Below are 18398 nucleotides of genomic sequence, written 5' to 3'. Positions count from 1 at the left end.
GTCCTTTTCTTCGTGAAAATGCTACAAGTATGCTAAAATAGGAATAGCACATGGAGAGAGGATTCTTATGATTAACCGCATTACAGATAATCAATTTAAACTAGTATCAAAATATCAACCATCAGGAGATCAACCTCAAGCTATTGAGCAGTTGGTTGATAATATCGAGGGGGGAGAAAAAGCTCAGATTCTGATGGGGGCGACTGGAACAGGGAAGACCTATACTATGAGTCAGGTCATTTCCAAAGTTAATAAACCAACTCTGGTCATCGCCCACAATAAGACTCTGGCAGGACAGCTCTATGGAGAATTTAAGGAATTTTTCCCTGAAAATGCTGTTGAGTACTTCGTATCTTACTATGATTATTACCAACCTGAGGCCTATGTCCCTTCCAGTGACACCTATATTGAAAAGGACAGCTCTGTCAATGACGAGATTGATAAGCTCCGCCACTCAGCGACTTCGGCCCTACTGGAGCGTAATGATGTTATTGTCGTGGCTTCAGTCTCTTGTATCTATGGTTTGGGTTCGCCCAAGGAATACGCTGATAGTGTCGTGAGTCTCCGTCCTGGTCTAGAGATTTCTCGTGATAAACTCTTGAATGACTTGGTCGATATTCAGTTTGAGCGCAATGATATTGATTTCCAACGGGGAAGATTTCGTGTGCGTGGGGATGTGGTGGAGATTTTCCCAGCATCTCGTGATGAACACGCCTTTCGAGTAGAATTTTTTGGAGACGAAATTGACCGTATCCGTGAGGTTGAGGCTCTGACAGGTCAGGTCTTGGGAGAAGTGGATCATTTGGCGATTTTCCCTGCGACTCACTTTGTGACCAATGACGACCATATGGAGGATGCTATTGCCAAGATTCAAGCAGAACTAGAAGAGCAACTAGCTATCTTTGAGAAGGAAGGCAAACTGCTTGAAGCCCAGCGTTTGAAACAGCGGACAGAGTATGATATCGAAATGCTGCGTGAGATGGGCTATACCAATGGGGTTGAGAACTATTCACGTCACATGGATGGACGGAGTGAGGGCGAGCCTCCTTATACCCTTCTCGACTTCTTCCCAGATGATTTCTTAATTATGATTGATGAGAGCCACATGACCATGGGGCAAATCAAGGGCATGTACAATGGAGACCGTTCGCGTAAAGAAATGCTGGTTAATTATGGTTTCCGTTTGCAATCAGCCTTGGACAATCGTCCTCTCCGTCGTGAAGAATTTGAAAGCCATGTGCACCAGATTGTTTACGTTTCAGCGACACCTGGTGACTATGAAAATGAACAGACCGAGACTGTGATTGAGCAAATCATTCGTCCGACAGGTCTTTTGGATCCTGAGGTAGAAGTCCGTCCGACTATGGGACAGATTGATGATCTCTTAGGTGAAATCAATGCCCGTGTTGAAAAGAACGAACGAACCTTTATCACCACCTTGACCAAGAAAATGGCAGAGGACTTAACCGACTACTTCAAGGAAATGGGTATCAAGGTCAAGTACATGCACTCGGATATCAAGACTTTAGAGCGGACAGAGATTATCCGTGACCTGCGTTTGGGTGTCTTTGATGTCTTGGTCGGAATCAACCTGCTCCGTGAAGGAATTGACGTTCCTGAAGTGAGCCTCGTAGCGATTCTCGATGCTGACAAAGAAGGTTTCCTTCGTAACGAGCGTGGACTCATCCAGACCATTGGACGCGCTGCCCGTAACAGCGAAGGCCATGTCATCATGTATGCGGACACGGTTACCCAGTCTATGCAACGTGCCATTGATGAAACGGCTCGTCGTCGGAAAATCCAGATGGCTTATAATGAAGAGCATGGTATTGTACCTCAGACAATCAAGAAGGAAATCCGTGACCTGATTGCTGTAACTAAGGCAGTTGCTAAGGAAGAAGACAAGGAAATCGATATCAATAGCCTAAACAAACAAGAACGCAAAGAACTAGTCAAGAAACTAGAGAAACAAATGCAAGAAGCCGTCGAAGTGCTTGATTTTGAACTAGCAGCTCAGATTCGTGATATGATGTTGGAAGTCAAGGCGTTGGGGTAGGTTTTGGAAGGAGACAAAATGGAAAAGTTAAATTATTTTACAGGTAAATTTAGTAAATCTGAATTAGAAGATCATTTTGATTCCTTGAATGAAGAAAAACTGAAATCCGAACTTGAAAATTTTATAAATCAATATTTAAAATTATCTGAAGAAGAACAATTGAAATGTGTTGAACTTGTTCTTTATATTTTTAGTGATTTTGAAGAGAAGATTGATAAAATTATCCAAAAAAAGATTTTAGAGTCCATAAATAAAATACTATCAAATAATTCACAAGTATATAGTTGGAGTGTATGCTTTAGGTATTTAGATTCTCTTTATTATTATTTATTTGAACCAAAAGAATATGAAGAATATTCTATATTGTTTGAAAATGAGAGTTATTTCTTTAAAATTATTGATTTAGTATTAAAAGATAATCTAGAGAATAGTAAAATGATTTATTCGGATTTGCTTTCAGTTTTTGTTCCACTATTTAGACAGAAAAGTTTACCAGAAGAAAGAAGGAACTATTTTAAAAGTGAATTAGAACCGTTCATCAACTTTATATTTGAAAATATTGATTTTGAAAATATTGATTTTGAAAATATTGATTTTAATTATACTAGATATTGGTATTTTAGATTAGATGAGCTTGTTTCAATTTTTCAATTTGAGCACTTAAAGATAATAAATAAATATTTTATTGATAATCCACAAGCTGAAGATATTGATGACTATCTAGATTTTGTGTCAAGACACTTTGATGTTGTAATTAATGATTCGATTGATGTTGTTCGAAAGATAGCAGAAGAAAATAATTCTGATATAATTCGAGATCAAGCAATTAAGTTAATTGAGAAGTATGATAATGCTTACTCGAATGAGAAAAGTTATTCAGAATCAATCTCCTCGTTAGATGCTAAGCAACTTTTAAAACAAGCAGATAATGTTATCTCCTATATACGTTCTAAATTAACTGTTGACGCTGAAGAGTTGAAAAAAATAGGTTCTTTTGGACATTATACTAAGATTGATACTTTAACAAATTTTCTTATAAAAGCAGACTGGAAAAATGAAAACAATTCTGAAACTCAACCTCCATTTTTACGACTGACTAATCTAAAACAGTTAAATGACCCGATGGAAGGAAGAGTAATATATGATTATTTGGGTATAGATAATACGTTTTTCAAACAATATCAAACTTCCAATGTTTTTATATCTTCTCTAACCACGGTATCTGATAGTTTACCTATGTGGAAGGAATATGCTGATTCATCTCAGGGAGCATTTCTTGAATATGATCTGTCTTATCTTGAAGATATAGTTGCTCATAAATCGATAGAGTTTGTTAAAGTTCATTATTTAGATTTAATGTCCGAGAATAAAGAAGAAACAGATGTTGGTAAATCTCTTGATAATTTAAAACAGCTATTTGAAAAATTGCAAGAGCTGGAAGCTGAAAAAGAATTGATAAGTTTTGCTGAGAAATTGAAGAAGATTTCTTACCTTTTCAAAGTTAAAGACTATGAGTATGAAATAGAGTATCGCATTTTAATTAATTTAGATGATACAGCTATACAAAATATTATTAAAAGAGATGCTAATGATTCATCAAATGAGAAGTACTTTAAGAAAGAAGAAATTGGGTTAGAAGTTTTTGATAAAGTTAACTATAAAGATTTTAGAAAGTATATTGTATTAAGTTCGAAAGACAATGGCAGATATGATTTATTTGTATACATCAATTTACTTCCTTTGAAATACTCAAAAGTTATTCTAGGACCAAAGGTTACGGATGCAGATTATATTGCTCCTTATCTCAAACTTGCTAATCCTGATATAGAGATAGAAAGTTCGAAAATTCCTTATCGTTGAGTTGATGATAACTTAAAGCAGAAGGTGTTTTAGAGAATTTAGTGAGATTAAAATGAATTGCTCAATCCCTTTATCATGAAGTCCGAAGTAAAATATAACGAAGATATGTTTTAATAACTTAGAAAGCGAGTAAATTTATGTCCCGTTCCCAATTAACGATTTTAACAAACATTTGTCTGATTGAAGATCTTGAAACCCAGCGCGTGGTTATGCAGTATCGCTCTCCTGAAACTAATCGCTGGTCTGGTTATGCCTTTCCTGGAGGTCATGTTGAAAATGGTGAGGCTTTTGCGGAGTCTGTCATTCGTGAAATCTATGAAGAAACAGGGTTGACTATCCAAAATCCTCAACTTGTCGGCATTAAAAATTGGCCTCTGGATACAGGTGGGCGCTATATTGTCATTTGTTACAAGGCGACTGAGTTCTCTGGTAGCCTTCGCTCTTCAGATGAAGGAGAAGTTTCTTGGGTGAAAAAAGACCAGATTCCAAACTTGGATCTGGCCTATGATATGTTACCCTTGATGGAGATGATGGAAGCTCCTGACAAATCTGAATTTTTCTACCGCCACCGTACAGATGATGGCTGGGAGAAAGAAACTTTTTAGTTCTATGATTAGTCGATAGGTGTTATCTTTTAAAGTAAGGTACTGAAATATAGGCTAAGTATGGTGGTGTAAGTCAACTGAATATCTCTAAATTTCTTATTATTCTTTTCGATCTATATTTTGAACAATCTCCACCTTCAATGTTGAAATCGGAGAGTGTTTTGTTTTATGGTATAATCTTAAAATATGAAAGGAAGTATCAGAAAATGGATGATAAAGTAATTGAACAATATAAAAGTCATGATAATCTTGATATTCGAGTAGAATTGCATAAGAACTATTCAAAAAATAAATTAGGATTTAACAATTGGATATTTTCCAACTACCAAATCACTAATGAAGTAAAGGTTCTAGAATTGGGATGTGGTACAGGAGAACTGTGGAAAAGTAATAGTGATTCTATAGATAAAATGAAGCAGTTGGTTATTACAGATTTTTCTAAAGATATGGTGAGAACAACGAGGTCAGTGATTGGAAATAGAGACAATGTTAACTATGAAATAATGGATATTCAAAAGATTTCTTTTGAGGATGAAACGTTTGATATTGTTATTGCTAATATGCTTCTACATCATGTCAATGATATTCCTAAAGCTCTTTCTGAGGTGAATAGAGTCTTAAAAACAGGAGGAATTTTTTACTGTGCTACATTTGGTGAAAATGGAGTTGTAGATTATTTGTCAAGTTTATTTAAAGATGATGTTAATCAAGATTTGGAAAATAAAACGTTTACTTTACAAAATGGCAAAAGGTACCTGAGTAGGTATTTTAACTCTGTCGATACATTACTCTATGATGATGAGTTACAGGTAACTAGCATAGATGATCTAGTTAAATACATCCAATCCTTTAAAGGAATTTCAGAAATAGGTTCGCTAGAAGAAAAAGTCATTCGTAAAAGATTAGAAGTACATTTTTATAAAGGTGAGTTAATTATTCCTAAAGAATATGGTATGTTTATTGCTCGAAAGTAAAATTAAGGAGAAGCTTTTCAATATACAATCAAGCGGATAGTCTTTAGAGCATACTCCAGCTGGTTCTATATAAAAGTCTCAACTTTTTGGATTTGAAGAAGTTTCTTGGGTGCAAAAAGACCAGCTTCCAAACTTAGATCTGGCGTATGATATGTTACCTTTGATGGAAATGATGGAAGCTCCTGACAAATCAGAGTTTTTCTATCACCACCGTACAGAAGATGGCTGGGAGAAGGAAATCTTTTAGTCTTTTACTAAATAACCAAGTTGGTCCAAGGCCTCTTCGATATAGTGGAGGTCTTGTTGTGTTTCCTGCCTAATAGTAATAGAAGATTAGGGAAAAAAGTAAATACTCTAAAATAAATTTAAAATATTTCTAAAAAAGTATTGACAAAAACAAAGAAAACGCTTACTATATAAATAAGGGAACGGTTCCATAATATAAAAAGGAGGAGTGATGACTACAATAAAACAGGTTGCTGAAGAAGCTGGAGTATCAAAATCAACAGTTTCAAGATATATTTCGAAAAAAGGCTATGTCGGAGATGATGCTAGGGAAAAGATAAAAAATGCTATCAAGAAATTAAATTACACGCCGAATGTATTAGCACAATCTTTGAAAACTAAAAAAAATCAAATGGTAGGACTCTTATTGCCAGATATTTCTAATCCCTTCTTCCCAAGATTGGTTCGAGGGGCTGAATCATATTTGAAAGATAAAGGTTATAGGATTATGGTTGGTACTATTTCAGATCATGATTCGTTAGAAGAATATATAAACCTTTTGTTAAAAACAAATGCAGCTGGCATTATAACGACACTTGACTTTACAAAGGAATTTCCAAATCTGACGTTACCTGTTGTTGTGGTTGACCGGATTAGTAAAGATACAGGTTACGGTGTCTTTTCTGATAATCAGTTGGGTGGACGTTTGGCTGCTAAAGCAATTTGGAAAGCTGGCGCTAAGCAAGTTATGATTATTAAAGTTTTAGATGATAAAGCTGAGAACATTGCGGAACGATTTGAAGCAAGTTTAAACTATTTGAGGGATAAATCTTTAGAGATTCGTATTGAAGAAAGTGAAACGTTTGAGTTTGAAAAAATTCAAAAAGAAGCTAAAGAGAATCTAAAAAGAAATCCAAATATTGATAGTATTATAGCACCTTCTGATATTCATGCGATAGCTTATATTCATGAAATTTTAGCAATTGGTAAAAAAATTCCAGATGATATTCAAATTATTGGTTACGATGATATTGTACTTAGTCAATTTATTTACCCTTCTTTATCAACTATTCACCAATCATCATATAAAATGGGAGAACAGGCTGCAAAGCTAATCTATAATATGGCAAATAAGTTCTCTATAGATGAAGTTAAAATTAAACTACCTGTTAGATACGTAGAAAGAAATACATTAAGGAGAAAGTAATGAGTAAAATTGTTGTTGTTGGAAGTATTTCAATGGACTTAGTTATGAGAACAAAAAGAATTCCAGAAGGAGGTGAAACGATTTTTGGGGATTCATTTAATATAGTTCCAGGGGGAAAAGGTGCAAATCAGGCTGTAGCTATTGGTAGATTATCCAGTGTAGAAGATAATATTTACATATTTGGGAACGTTGGGGAAGATATTTTTTCAGCAGATTTACTAGGTAATCTGCAAAATAATAATGTTTCTATAGAACATGTGGGAACGGTACCACAATCTACAGGAGTTGCACAAATTACTTTATATGGAGGTGATAATAGGATTATTTATTATCCCGGAGCGAATAATTTAGTTAAAACAAATGATTGGAAAAATGAGTGGAAATTGATTAGTGATGCAAGTATTGTTGTATTACAAAATGAAATACCACATGAAGCCAACTTATGTATAGCTAAATTTTGTCAAGAAAATAAAGTTAAGGTGCTTTACAATCCTGCACCAGCTAGAGAAACAGACATAGAGATGATTCCTTTTTGTGATTTTATTACTCCTAATGAGCATGAATGTTCAGAGCTTTTTCCAGATAAGAAATTAGAAGAAATTATTAAAATTTATCCTAATAAAATGATTGTGACATTAGGAGTTGAAGGTTCTATTTATTATGATGGGACAGTAGTTCAGAAGATTCCTGCCATAAAAGCAGAAGTAGTTGATACTACAGGAGCAGGAGATACGTTTAATGGTGCTTTTGCTTATGCTATCTCAAAAGGAAAAGAGATGAATGTTGCATTGTCCTTTGCAACGATTGCTTCACATCTTTCTGTTCAAAGATTTGGAGCGCAAGGAGGCATGCCGAGTTTGAAAGAAATAAAGGAGCATTCAGGATATGAAGAAATATGGGATTTTAAATAGTAATTTAGCAAAACTAGCTGATGATTTAGGTCATATGGATTTGGTTTGTATCGGAGATTTAGGATTGCCAGTTCCAAAAGGTGTTGATAAAATTGATTTAGCATTAAGAAAAGGTAGCCCAAGTTTTTTAGAAGTTTTAAAAGAATATTCAGATAATGTACTTATTGAAAAAATTTTTTTAGCAGAAGAAATTAAAGAAAAAAACAAAGAACAGTGGCAAGCAGTTCTAGATCTTTTAGAATCGAATATAATTATTGAATATATTAGTCATGAAGAATTGAAAGCTATGAATACTAAAGTTAAGGCAGTTATTCGCACTGGGGAAGATACACCATATTCGAATATAATCTTGCAATCAGGAGTTATTATTTAGAAGGGAGTTGCCTATGAAAATTGAAATGAAGAACATTTCAAAATCTTTTGGGAATAATCGTGTTTTAGAAAGTATTGATTTGGTTCTTAATTCAGGAGAAGTTCATGCTTTAATGGGAGAGAATGGTGCAGGCAAATCAACCTTAATGAATATTTTAACTGGACTTTTTCCAGCTACTTCAGGAACTATTTTTATTGATGGTAAAGAAAAAACATTTTCTAATCCTCAAGAGGCAGAACGGTTTGGACTGAGTTTTATTCATCAAGAAATGAATACTTGGCCAGATATGACTGTACTTGATAATCTTTTTTTAGGAAGAGAAATTAAAAATTCGATTGGGTTTCTAGATAAAGCTAGTATGGAAATGAAAGCTAAAGAAGCATTTAAACGTCTTAATATCTCTATTCCTCTCGATGCATTCATTGGTCAATTATCAGTCGGACAACAACAAATGATAGAAATAGCAAAATGTTTATTATCAGAGGTTTCCTTGTTAATTATGGATGAACCCACAGCAGCTTTAACTGATCGTGAAACTGAAACACTTTTTAAAGTGATAGAAGGATTAAAATCTGATGGTGTAGGTATTGTGTATATTTCACATCGGATGGAAGAAATCTTTAAGATTACAGATCTTATAACTGTTATGAGGGATGGGTTTGTAATTGATACCAAGAAAACGAAGTTTACTAATGCAGATGAATTAGTTCAGAAGATGGTAGGCCGTGAATTAGAAGATTATTATCCAGAAAAAAAGGCTGAGATTGGGAATATTGTTTTTCAAGCTAAGAATCTTTCTGGTGATGCTTTTACGGATATTTCTTTCTATGTACGTCAAGGGGAAATTCTTGGTTTTTCTGGTTTGATGGGTGCTGGTCGTACTGAAATAATGCGAGCAATTTTTGGAATTGATTCTTTAAAATCTGGTCAAATTATAATAAACGGAGAACAACTGATAATTAAAAATCCTTTTGAAGCAATTAAGCATGGAATTGGTTTCTTAACAGAAGATCGTAAAGATGAGGGATTGATTTTAGATTTTTCTATTAAAGATAATATGACTTTACCTAGTACTCGTGATTTTGTTAAAAATGGCATTTTCGATAATAAAACAAGTGGTATATTTGTACAACGCTTAATTGATAGGTTACAAATTAAATCAGGTTATCCAGATAAGGAAGTTGGGACACTTTCTGGTGGTAATCAACAGAAAGTAGTTTTAGCAAAATGGATAGGTATTGCACCAAAAGTACTGATTTTAGATGAGCCAACTCGTGGGGTAGATGTTGGAGCTAAGCGTGAAATTTACCAATTAATGAATGAATTAGCTGAACGAGGTGTACCGATTATTATGGTCTCTTCAGATTTACCAGAAGTGATTGGAGTCAGTGATCGCATTATGGTCATGCATGAAGGTAGAATTAGTGGGGAATTAACACGTCGAGAAGCTACACAAGAAAAAGTTATGCAACTAGCTACAGGAGGACAATAGTGTGAAAAATACTATGAAGTACATGTCAGAATTGACAACGGTAATAGCATTGATAATTTTAATGGCTGTCATCACTATTATCAATTCAAATTTTTTAACAGCAAATAATCTGTTAAATTTACTATTGCAAGTAACATCAAATGCACTGATTGCTTTTGGAATGACTTTTGTTATTCTAACAGGTGGAATCGATTTATCAGTAGGATCAATTTTAGCCTTATCCAGCGCGCTAACAGCAGGTTTATTAGGATCTGGAATGCCTGTTACGTTAGCAATTCTCATCTCTTTAATTTTGGGTTGCATTCTAGGTATGATGAATGGGTTATTGATTTCCTACGGGAAATTAGCTCCATTTATCGTCACTTTAGCGACTATGACTATTTTTAGGGGAGCAACACTTGTTTATACAAATGGGAATCCTATTACAAAAGGATTAAGTGATACATTCTTATTTCAATTTTTGGGGCAAGGTTACATAGTAGGAATTCCATTTCCTGTAATTATTATGTTTATTGTATTTATTGTTTTATATGTTTTACTTCATAAAACAGCATTTGGTAAATCTGTATATGCTATAGGGGGGAATGAAAAAGCAGCATATATATCAGGTGTGAAATTAAATAAAGTGAAAATTATCATTTATTCAATATCAGGTATTATGGCTTCAATTTCTGGATTAATTATAACATCACGCTTAAGTTCTGCTCAACCAACAGCAGGTGCTAGTTATGAAATGGATGCTATTGCAGCTGTTGTTCTTGGAGGAACCTCTTTATCTGGAGGTAAAGGTCGTATACTTGGGACTCTAATAGGTGCTTTAATTATTGGAGTTTTGAATAATGGACTTAATATTATTGGTGTTTCAGCATTTTGGCAACAAGTAGTAAAAGGAGTTGTAATCTTAATTGCTGTTCTGATTGATCGTTTTAAAGTTGTAAAACAGTAGAATAATTTTCAATTTTTTTGGAAATAGTAACAATTTATTAGATGACGTACAATAATCGGGATTGAAACTATCCCTATAGATATATATTACGAGGAGTAATAACATGAAAAATATTAAAAAAATTAGCATTTTTGCTTTGTTTGTAACATTTATTTTTGCTTTAGTAGCTTGTGGAAAAACTGGTTTAGGAAATTCATCAAATGATAATAAATCTACGACTCAAAAGTCGGCAAAAGAATTAAAATTAGGAGTTTCTATTTCTACTACTAACAATCCTTATTTTGTGGCTATGAAAGATGGCCTTGAAAAAGCTGCAGGGGAAAAAGAAGTAACTTTGAAGATAGCAGATGCACAAGATGATGCTGCTAGACAAGCAGATGATATTCAAAATTTTATTAGTCAAAATGTAGATGCTTTACTAATTAATCCAGTTGATTCTGATGCAATTGTTACATCTATTAAAGCTGCTAATAATGCAAACATTCCGGTAATCTTAATTGACCGCGGTAGTAATGGTGGTGAAGTCTTGACAACTGTTGCTTCTGATAACGTAGAAGCAGGTAAAATGGCTGCAGAATTTATTACCAAGCAATTGGGAGAAAAAGCAAAAACTTTTGAATTATCAGGAGTCCCTGGCGCTTCTGCAACTGTAGATAGAGGTAAAGGATTTGAACAAATTTCAAAGACAAATTTAGATGTTCTTTCTAGTCAATCCGCTAATTTTGATCGCGCAAAAGCTTTGAATACAGCGCAAAATATGATTCAAGGAAACAAAGAAGTACAAGCAATCTTTGCACAGAATGATGAGATGGCGTTAGGAGCTGCACAAGCAGTAAAAGCAGCTGGTCTTAGCAATGTATTAATTGTTGGTATTGATGGTCAACCAGATGCACATGATGCTATTGCAAAAGGTGATATTACTGCCACTATTGCTCAGCAACCAGCTAAGATGGGTGAAATTGCTATTCAATCAGCAATAGATCATTATCAAGGGAAAAAACTGGAAAAAGAAACAGTTTCTCCAATTTATCTTGTGACTAAGGATAATGTTGATCAACATAACTGGTGATATATTTTTAGTAAGCAAGTAGTTGTTAATTTTCATTCAATGTGCTTTTTAAATATCATTGTTACTATTTGAGCTATTGGATTCAAAAAGACCAGATTCCAAACTTGGATCTGGCCTATGATATGCTACCTTTGATGGAGATGATGGAAGCTCCTGACAAATCTGAATTTTTCTACCGCCACCGTACAGAAGATGGCTGGGCGAAGAAAATCTTCTAGTCTTTTACTAAATAACCTAGCTGATCTAAGGCCTCCTCGATATAGTGGAGGTCTTGTTGTGTTTCGGCTTCAACTAGGTGGTAATGGATGCCATCTGTCAATTCAGACAGAGGTCTAAAGTCAGAATGCTCGACTTGTTCAAGAAAATGTTGCACGTCTCGGCGACAAGACAGTTTCAGCAAGGTTTCGATTTCTCCATAAACGGGATGGTCAATCAAAGTGTTTTGAACACGTCCACCATTATCTACGATAGCAAGGAGTTCTTGACCGATTTCTTCAACTTCATGTTTCACTTTGAAAAGTTTGTGAACATAAGGATTGGTTTCAATTTGCTTATAGATGTAGCCACGATTGGTGGATAGGATAGGAGCGCCATCGGCTCTCAAAATTGCAATGTCCTGCACAATGACCTGACGTGTGACATGAAAATGTTCAGCTAAACTTTGGCCGTTGAGGGCTTTAGGAGCTTCTTTCAAGAGTTGGAGCAGGGCTTGTTTGCGATCTTTTGTCATAGTTCTTCCTTTTAACGGCGTTTTCGAAGCACTTTATAGACAGCTAGTGCTAATGTATAGTCTACCATACTATGGATAATTGTGCCAAATCCAACTAGCACAAATAGAACATAGAACATGTTTTCTACATTGGTACCAGAAGTTGCGTAAAAAACGACACAGGCCAATACTTCAGCAAGGGCATGTATAAGCGCTAAAACAAAGTTAAAAATCCAGGAAGATTTTGGTTTATCAAGGGTTTCGGGGAATTTTTGTAGGTAAAGAGCCCCCAAAGTCCCAAAAAAGATATGGGAAAAAGCTCGAAAAACGATAACCATGGGATAGCCAGCCATCAAAAATCCAAAACTAGAGGCTAGGATGACAAAAACAGCCATCAAGGGCGATAAGAACATGGCAATAAAAATAGCGATATGGCTCCCCAAAGTGTAAGAAGCAGGTGGAATGACGATCTTGAAAGGCATAACAATTGGAATCAAAATTGCAATAGCCGTTAAGAGGGCAGTCATTGTCATAAATTGTGTCTTTTTCCGTGTGTTCATAAGAATCTCCTTTTTAACTGTATATACACTAGTATAGTACTATAAACAAGACAATAAAGCAAGGATTTACTTGGGTTTATAGGTCGTTTTTTTAATTAAAGACTCGTAAACATTTCACTAAAAACACAAACTACATCAAACGAAATCTCCACCTTCAGGTTTGAAAGCGGAGATTGTTTTTATTTCTTCAAGGTTTGTAGTCTTGGAACAATAGCTAGGGTTAGAACTGCAGAAATGACTAATTCGGCAATGGAATTTGTTGAGATAACAGTTGCTAGGAGTTTTTGGATATTACCATCAAAGACATTTCCAAAAAGGTAGAAAATTCCACCAAGTACAAAGACTGTGTTGGTAAGTGAACCAAGGGCACCAGCTAAAATCAGACCAGTTTTATTTTTCATCAGTTTATAGACTAGATACGGAGTTAAACCAATCAAAATACGTGGGACAATGGCAATGATAGCTGAGTAGATGTTTCCGTTTGGTACAAATGGGGAGAAGAGGTAGCTTGTCGGTAGAATCGTAATCGTGTTAACTGTCAAGCTAAGAAGTCCCATCAAAAACCCAAGTGTAACCCCAACTCGTGGACCGTAGATAATGCTAGCAATAATCACAGGAATATGAACGATGGTCGGTCTGATTGGGAATGGAAAAAGATTAAAGATAAGTGAGCTTAGAAAATGAATCACAAGCATGGTTGCAAAAAAGATAGCAATAGGTGCAATATTAGAGCGTTTTTTCATCGAGAGTTTCCTTTATTCTTTCTAAAATAATTGTGAGGTCGGCTAAGGCTCCTCGTCCGTGATCTCCACAAGCTAGTAGGGATTCTTTTGGAGCAATCAGCTGATAGCCGTAGCTTTCTAATGTTTTCAGATTAGCCTGAGTTGCTGGATGGTCATACATTTTTGTATTCATAGCTGGTGCGATGAGTTTGGGAATATGACTTGGCAGGGCTAGCGCCGTACTGGTCACCATGTTGTCCGCAAAGCCGTGGGCTAGTTTTGCAATAGTGTTAGCAGTTGCAGGGGACACGATAAATAAATCTGCTTTTTTTCCAAGTTCGATATGATTGACTTGATCTGGATAGGGTTCTTTCATGACATCCAAGTAAACAGGATTCTGTGATAAGACCTGTAGTGTCAAAGGTTGGATAAACTCTGTAGCAGCCTGAGTCATTAAGACTGTGATCTGATTACCTTGTTTTTTAAGCGAACTAACTAAATCTGCCGACTTGTAGGAGGCGATAGACCCCGTTACAGCCAAGAGAATATGTGCCATAGCTTTCCTTTCTATGAATGATAGGCTTGAATTTTTTCAAGGAGGAGTTCTGCAATTTCTTCTTTAGTTTGGACTGTTTGAAGCTCATTTTTCTCAACAAAGATAGCACGATGCTGGTTCGCTGAGATTTGAGTCAGGTCATTTGCAATGATTAAGTCTGCTTGGTTCTTGATAAGACTTTTTCTGGCAATCTCGATGAGATAATCCTCAGAGACATCAACCAGCAGTTTGAAACCAATCAGATGAATAGCAGGATTCCATTCCTTGATTAGAGAGATGATTTTTGGTGTTTTTTTCAGGAATAAAACCTGAATCTCATCAGTCGAAGAAATCTTAGCTTGATGATTTTGCTTGCTTAAAAATTCTTCCAAATTGGAGCTAGCCTGAACTTCCTCAAGCCCTGTCATATAAACAGGAGTGTAGTCAGAAACAGCCATTGAGTGAATCAAGACCTGATAATCCTTAACACGTTCTTGCATTTCAAGAAGAAGGTCGTTTGTATTGTTAATTTCTTGAATGCTTAGGTTGGGATGGGCTTCTGGCTTTAGAGCTCGTTTTGTTGTTATCAAACAAACTTCATGCCCTGCAGCAAGCAAGGTTTCTGTTATGATTTTCCCCAAGCGTCCTGTAGAATGGTTAGTGATAGAGCGGACGCTATCGATAGCTTCACTGGTACCGCCCGATGTAACTAAAATTTTCATAGCACTATTGTACACAAAAATAAACGGTAAGTAAAATGAAAGTGATAAAATTTTGGTAAAAGGAAAGAATATAGTTTCAAACTATAAAGGCATATAAAATTTAAGAAAGGGCTCTAAAAACTTTAAAAATAGGGATATTTACGAACGTTTAGAGAGTTTTTGGATGTTAAAAATCTTGTTTTGTGTTATAATGAATTATCATATAAGAGGTTAGAGGAGTTTTGAATGAAAACAGATATTGAAATCGCACAGAGTATTGAGTTGAAGCCAATCGTTGATGTTGTAGAGAAACTTGGTATTTCTTACGACGATTTGGAGTTGTACGGAAAGTACAAGGCTAAGCTCAGCTTTGATAAAATTCGTGCAGTTGAGAGCAATCCAGTTGGGAAATTGATTCTGGTTACTGCCATCAACCCAACACCTGCAGGTGAAGGAAAATCAACTATTACCATTGGTCTTGCGGATGCCTTGAACAAGATTGGCAAGAAAACCATGATTGCTATCCGCGAACCATCTCTTGGTCCAGTTATGGGTATCAAGGGTGGTGCTGCTGGTGGTGGTTATGCCCAAGTTCTGCCAATGGAGGACATTAACCTTCACTTTACTGGGGACATGCATGCCATTACGACTGCCAATAATGCTCTTTCTGCCTTGATTGACAACCACTTGCACCAAGGGAATGAGCTGGGAATTGACCAACGTCGTATCCTCTGGAAACGCGTTGTGGACTTGAACGACCGTGTTCTTCGTCATGTGACCGTTGGACTTGGTGGCCCTCTAAATGGTATTCCACGTGAGGATGGTTTTGACATTACCGTTGCTTCCGAAATCATGGCCATTCTTTGCTTGGCAACAGACATCGAGGACTTGAAACGCCGTTTGGCTAATATTGTTATCGGTTATCGCTATGATCGTACACCTGTTTCTGTAGGTGATTTGCAGGTTGAAGGTGCCTTAGCTTTGATTTTGAAGGATGCGATTAAGCCAAACTTGGTTCAGACAATTTACGGAACACCTGCCTTTGTGCACGGTGGTCCATTTGCCAATATTGCTCACGGATGTAACTCTGTCTTGGCAACAAGCACAGCCCTTCACTTGGCTGATTACACAGTTACTGAAGCTGGTTTTGGTGCAGACCTTGGTGCCGAGAAATTCCTTGATATTAAGACACCAAACTTGCCAACATCTCCAGATGCAGTAGTTATTGTTGCAACCCTTCGCGCCCTTAAGATGAATGGTGGCGTGGCTAAAGACGCTCTGACTGAAGAAAACGTAGAAGCTGTTCGTGTCGGTTTTGCCAACTTGAAACGTCATGTTGAAAATATCCGTAAATTTGGTGTACCTGCAGTTGTAGCAATCAATGAATTTGTCTCTGATACTGAAGCAGAAATTGCAGCCTTGAGAGAACTCTGTGCCTCAATCGATGTACCAGTTGAACTAGCAAGTGTCTGGGCTGATGGCGCAGAAGGTGGAGTAGCACTTGCCGAAACAGTTGTCAAGACTATCGCTGAAAACCTATCTAACTATAAACGTTTGTATGACAATGACCTTTCTGTCCAAGAAAAGATTGAAAAGATTGTTACTGAAATCTACCGTGGTAGCAAAGTAAACTTTGAGAAGAAAGCTCAAACACAAATCGCTCAAATCGTTCAAAACGGTTGGGACAAATTGCCAATCTGTATGGCTAAAACTCAGTATAGTTTTTCAGATAATCCAAATGCTCTTGGAGCACCAGAAAACTTTGAAATTACCATTCGTGAATTGGTACCAAAATTAGGTGCAGGCTTTATCGTTGCCTTAACTGGTGATGTCATGACCATGCCAGGACTTCCAAAACGACCAGCAGCCCTCAACATGGATGTTGAAAGTGACGGAACAGTTCTAGGCTTGTTCTAATATATTACAATTGACTTTAAATGAGTTTGGAAACACTATCCAAGCTCATTTTCTTATCTAGTTCTAAGGAGTTGTTTTCAGCTAATGAAAGAGTTGCCTGGTAACTTCTAAAACTAACTTCCAGTTTCCCCCAACCTAGCTTTTAGTATGAGAAAAACGCGTGAAATCAGTGGAAATCCGTATTAGACTAACTTCCGCTGGTTTTCTTTTTCTTGATATATAAGGGTTCAAAAGCGAAAAGACACAGAAAAAAGTGCACGACAAATAGCCCTAAAACAGAGTCGTCTTAGAGTAACTTCCAGTTGCTAGCGTTTAGTTTGAGACTTTTCGATGGTGATAAGATGTGTAGTTAGAGTGGAAAATTCCCTTTATTTCAATAAATCAGGTGATAAGTGTGTGTCTTCTGGTTTGACAAATTGGCAACCCAGAAGAGCGGCGATGTCCTCGCCAAAGGTGAAGGTGAAGACGTCGTAAGCAGATTTTCCTTGAAACTCTTCTCGTTTCAAGGAATTGACATGGGAAATGACTAGATTGACGTCTTTCTGAGTCAGCTGGTCAAAGGAAGTGCCCTTGGGCAGAATGGCTCGCAAAACCGTATGGTTCTTCTCAATCCGCCCCTTCTGGTCAGGACGGCTAGGGTCGCAGAAGTAGAGGTGAGACTTCCCATCAATGTCTCTCTCAAGCTCCTCCACATAGGAGAACTCAGAGCCGTTGTCCGTTAGAATGACAGGGAACAGCTGATGGAACGCAACCCCTCCGTCCATGACTCTTTCTTTCAAAGCTGCGAATTTAGTGGCGACCTCCAGAGCAGTCTTGTTGTCCAAAAGCAAGGCGAAGAGGAAATTGCAGAAGGAAACGTTGAAGGTGAGCAGTAGCTTTCCACCAGGTCTGCCGATGACCGTGTCCATTTCCAACCATTTGAAGAAATCATCTGTTTCTCGTAACTCTTGGAAATCTTGGTAGGTTCGCCCAATTTTTAGCTCTTTGGGAATAGCTACTTTTCTGGATTTTCTGCGTTCCTTGAACGTGACCATCCGAGGAAAATCAATGGGCTTGGCTGTCAGATATCCCAGCTTGGCATGCCGATACACCGTAGCTTTCGACACAGGTAGGTTATGTGTCTGAATGATATGGTAGATGCTTTGTTTCTTCTGGATGCCTAGGGTTAAGACCTTGTCCATCTGATAAAAACTTTCCTTGTTTAGGGGAATGCCCTCTCTGGACTCCCTCAACATAGTCTCGTACTGTTCCTGTGCCTTTTTCGCGTAGTAAAGATAGCGGTTAAACCCACAATCCGTCCTCTTTTTTGGACAGTTGTTACAGACATAAGGAGCTTTTTTGAGAAGAGGGCAATCCGTGCAATCAGATTTGACGGATGTTGGATGAATGATGCGATTGCGCTTGATTTCCTTTGAAATCGTTGACGGGTCTTTTCCCATCTTCTCAGCGATGGAACGGAAAGTCTCCTGTTGGCTGATTCCAGTTTGGATGTCAATACGGTCTTCTAGAGTGAGATGTTTTTGTTTTTTCGTCATG

The 18398-nt window shown here is 36.7% G+C and carries 17 protein-coding genes and 3 pseudogenes; 13 read left to right on the top strand and 7 right to left on the bottom strand.

Translation table 11 applies throughout. The annotated features are described in order from the left end of the window. The first annotated feature begins 67 nt into the window (after positions 1-67). The 5 genes and pseudogenes from uvrB to QS39_RS08345 all read left to right on the top strand — a co-directional run. Positions 68-2056, top strand: a complete 1989-nt coding sequence (gene uvrB / locus QS39_RS08365) for an excinuclease ABC subunit UvrB (protein ID WP_023944196.1) — start codon at positions 68-70, stop codon at positions 2054-2056. Between the two features lie 18 nt (positions 2057-2074). After that, on the top strand, positions 2075-3916 hold the full coding sequence (locus tag QS39_RS08360; protein WP_000413448.1) for a DUF2971 domain-containing protein: 1842 nt from the start codon (positions 2075-2077) through the stop codon (positions 3914-3916). Between the two features lie 137 nt (positions 3917-4053). Continuing rightward, complete coding sequence (locus tag QS39_RS08355; RefSeq protein WP_000091549.1) at positions 4054-4521, top strand: 8-oxo-dGTP diphosphatase; 468 nt, start codon at positions 4054-4056, stop codon at positions 4519-4521. Positions 4522-4727: 206 nt separating this feature from the next. Next, a complete protein-coding gene (locus QS39_RS08350) occupies positions 4728-5495 on the top strand; it encodes a class I SAM-dependent methyltransferase (RefSeq protein WP_000342213.1) in 768 nt (255 codons plus the stop codon). Between the two features lie 97 nt (positions 5496-5592). Beyond that, a pseudogene (locus tag QS39_RS08345) lies at positions 5593-5742 on the top strand (8-oxo-dGTP diphosphatase); the annotation flags it as partial. Here QS39_RS08345 and QS39_RS10860 read toward each other — a convergent pair. After that, positions 5739-5816 (bottom strand): annotated as a pseudogene (locus QS39_RS10860) (DNA-binding transcriptional regulator); the annotation flags it as partial. The pseudogenes QS39_RS08345 and QS39_RS10860 overlap by 4 nt on opposite strands. 136 nt (positions 5817-5952) lie before the next feature. Between QS39_RS10860 and QS39_RS08340 the strand changes: the two are divergent. From QS39_RS08340 to QS39_RS08310, 7 genes and pseudogenes are all read left to right on the top strand, one after another. Then, positions 5953-6927 (top strand): LacI family DNA-binding transcriptional regulator, encoded by a 975-nt coding sequence (locus QS39_RS08340; protein WP_000207597.1) that lies wholly within the window; start codon positions 5953-5955, stop codon positions 6925-6927. Beyond that, positions 6927-7838, top strand: coding sequence for a ribokinase (gene rbsK, locus QS39_RS08335; RefSeq protein ID WP_000036805.1), 912 nt, complete (start codon positions 6927-6929; stop codon positions 7836-7838). The genes QS39_RS08340 and rbsK overlap by 1 nt, the downstream gene beginning before the upstream one ends. After that, on the top strand, positions 7813-8211 hold the full coding sequence (gene rbsD / locus QS39_RS08330; protein WP_000759837.1) for a D-ribose pyranase: 399 nt from the start codon (positions 7813-7815) through the stop codon (positions 8209-8211). Before rbsK ends, rbsD begins: the two co-directional genes overlap by 26 nt. Positions 8212-8224: 13 nt before the next feature. After that, on the top strand, positions 8225-9703 hold the full coding sequence (locus tag QS39_RS08325) for a sugar ABC transporter ATP-binding protein (RefSeq protein ID WP_000687780.1): 1479 nt from the start codon (positions 8225-8227) through the stop codon (positions 9701-9703). Position 9704: 1 nt separating this feature from the next. Then, positions 9705-10649: an ABC transporter permease subunit gene (locus QS39_RS08320; protein ID WP_004248623.1), complete on the top strand. Its 945-nt coding sequence runs from the start codon at positions 9705-9707 to the stop codon at positions 10647-10649. Between the two features lie 103 nt (positions 10650-10752). Then, positions 10753-11718 carry a substrate-binding domain-containing protein gene (locus QS39_RS08315; protein ID WP_000789622.1) on the top strand — a complete coding sequence of 322 codons (966 nt, stop codon included), beginning with the start codon at positions 10753-10755 and terminating at the stop codon, positions 11716-11718. A gap of 77 nt (positions 11719-11795) precedes the next feature. Next, positions 11796-11936, top strand: a pseudogene (locus tag QS39_RS08310) (DNA mismatch repair protein MutT); the annotation flags it as partial. Here QS39_RS08310 and QS39_RS08305 read toward each other — a convergent pair. The 5 genes from QS39_RS08305 to coaB form a co-directional block, all read right to left on the bottom strand. Beyond that, positions 11933-12448, bottom strand: a complete 516-nt coding sequence (locus QS39_RS08305) for a transcription repressor NadR (protein ID WP_000159183.1) — start codon at positions 12446-12448, stop codon at positions 11933-11935. The pseudogene QS39_RS08310 and the gene QS39_RS08305 sit on opposite strands and share 4 nt — an antisense overlap. Positions 12449-12459: 11 nt before the next feature. Continuing rightward, positions 12460-12987, bottom strand: coding sequence for an ECF transporter S component (locus QS39_RS08300; protein ID WP_077805212.1), 528 nt, complete (start codon positions 12985-12987; stop codon positions 12460-12462). Positions 12988-13166: 179 nt separating this feature from the next. Further along, complete coding sequence (locus tag QS39_RS08295; protein WP_077805211.1) at positions 13167-13730, bottom strand: ECF transporter S component; 564 nt, start codon at positions 13728-13730, stop codon at positions 13167-13169. Continuing rightward, on the bottom strand, positions 13714-14265 hold the full coding sequence (gene coaC / locus QS39_RS08290; protein ID WP_023944210.1) for a phosphopantothenoylcysteine decarboxylase: 552 nt from the start codon (positions 14263-14265) through the stop codon (positions 13714-13716). The genes QS39_RS08295 and coaC overlap by 17 nt, the downstream gene beginning before the upstream one ends. A gap of 11 nt (positions 14266-14276) precedes the next feature. Next, positions 14277-14966, bottom strand: a complete 690-nt coding sequence (coaB, locus tag QS39_RS08285; protein WP_023944212.1) for a phosphopantothenate--cysteine ligase — start codon at positions 14964-14966, stop codon at positions 14277-14279. Between the two features lie 225 nt (positions 14967-15191). On the opposite strand from coaB, the gene QS39_RS08280 reads away from it, so the two are divergent. Further along, positions 15192-16862: a formate--tetrahydrofolate ligase gene (locus tag QS39_RS08280; protein WP_023944215.1), complete on the top strand. Its 1671-nt coding sequence runs from the start codon at positions 15192-15194 to the stop codon at positions 16860-16862. Positions 16863-17230: 368 nt separating this feature from the next. On the opposite strand, the gene QS39_RS08275 is transcribed toward QS39_RS08280, so the two are convergent. After that, positions 17231-18397, bottom strand: a complete 1167-nt coding sequence (locus QS39_RS08275) for an IS30-like element ISSmi1 family transposase (protein ID WP_077804689.1) — start codon at positions 18395-18397, stop codon at positions 17231-17233. Position 18398: the final 1 nt, after the last annotated feature.

This window comes from Streptococcus mitis, from assembly GCF_002005545.1.
GTDB lineage: Bacteria > Bacillota > Bacilli > Lactobacillales > Streptococcaceae > Streptococcus > Streptococcus mitis_I.
Note: the sequence above shows the minus strand (reverse complement) of the source record. Positions and strands in the feature narration are given on the sequence as shown.

Excerpts from the sequence above, each read along its gene's own strand:
- uvrB (WP_023944196.1), top strand. The coding sequence starts at position 68 with ATGATTAACCGCATTACAGATAATCAATTTAAACTAGTATCAAAATAT.
- QS39_RS08360 (WP_000413448.1), top strand. The coding sequence starts at position 2,075 with ATGGAAAAGTTAAATTATTTTACAGGTAAATTTAGTAAATCTGAATTA.
- QS39_RS08355 (WP_000091549.1), top strand. The coding sequence starts at position 4,054 with ATGTCCCGTTCCCAATTAACGATTTTAACAAACATTTGTCTGATTGAA.
- QS39_RS08350 (WP_000342213.1), top strand. The coding sequence starts at position 4,728 with ATGGATGATAAAGTAATTGAACAATATAAAAGTCATGATAATCTTGAT.
- QS39_RS08340 (WP_000207597.1), top strand. The coding sequence starts at position 5,953 with ATGACTACAATAAAACAGGTTGCTGAAGAAGCTGGAGTATCAAAATCA.
- rbsK (WP_000036805.1), top strand. The coding sequence starts at position 6,927 with ATGAGTAAAATTGTTGTTGTTGGAAGTATTTCAATGGACTTAGTTATG.
- rbsD (WP_000759837.1), top strand. The coding sequence starts at position 7,813 with ATGAAGAAATATGGGATTTTAAATAGTAATTTAGCAAAACTAGCTGAT.
- QS39_RS08325 (WP_000687780.1), top strand. The coding sequence starts at position 8,225 with ATGAAAATTGAAATGAAGAACATTTCAAAATCTTTTGGGAATAATCGT.
- QS39_RS08315 (WP_000789622.1), top strand. The coding sequence starts at position 10,753 with ATGAAAAATATTAAAAAAATTAGCATTTTTGCTTTGTTTGTAACATTT.
- QS39_RS08305 (WP_000159183.1), bottom strand. The coding sequence starts at position 12,448 with ATGACAAAAGATCGCAAACAAGCCCTGCTCCAACTCTTGAAAGAAGCT.
- QS39_RS08300 (WP_077805212.1), bottom strand. The coding sequence starts at position 12,987 with ATGAACACACGGAAAAAGACACAATTTATGACAATGACTGCCCTCTTA.
- QS39_RS08295 (WP_077805211.1), bottom strand. The coding sequence starts at position 13,730 with ATGAAAAAACGCTCTAATATTGCACCTATTGCTATCTTTTTTGCAACC.
- coaC (WP_023944210.1), bottom strand. The coding sequence starts at position 14,265 with ATGGCACATATTCTCTTGGCTGTAACGGGGTCTATCGCCTCCTACAAG.
- coaB (WP_023944212.1), bottom strand. The coding sequence starts at position 14,966 with ATGAAAATTTTAGTTACATCGGGCGGTACCAGTGAAGCTATCGATAGC.
- QS39_RS08280 (WP_023944215.1), top strand. The coding sequence starts at position 15,192 with ATGAAAACAGATATTGAAATCGCACAGAGTATTGAGTTGAAGCCAATC.
- QS39_RS08275 (WP_077804689.1), bottom strand. The coding sequence starts at position 18,397 with ATGACGAAAAAACAAAAACATCTCACTCTAGAAGACCGTATTGACATC.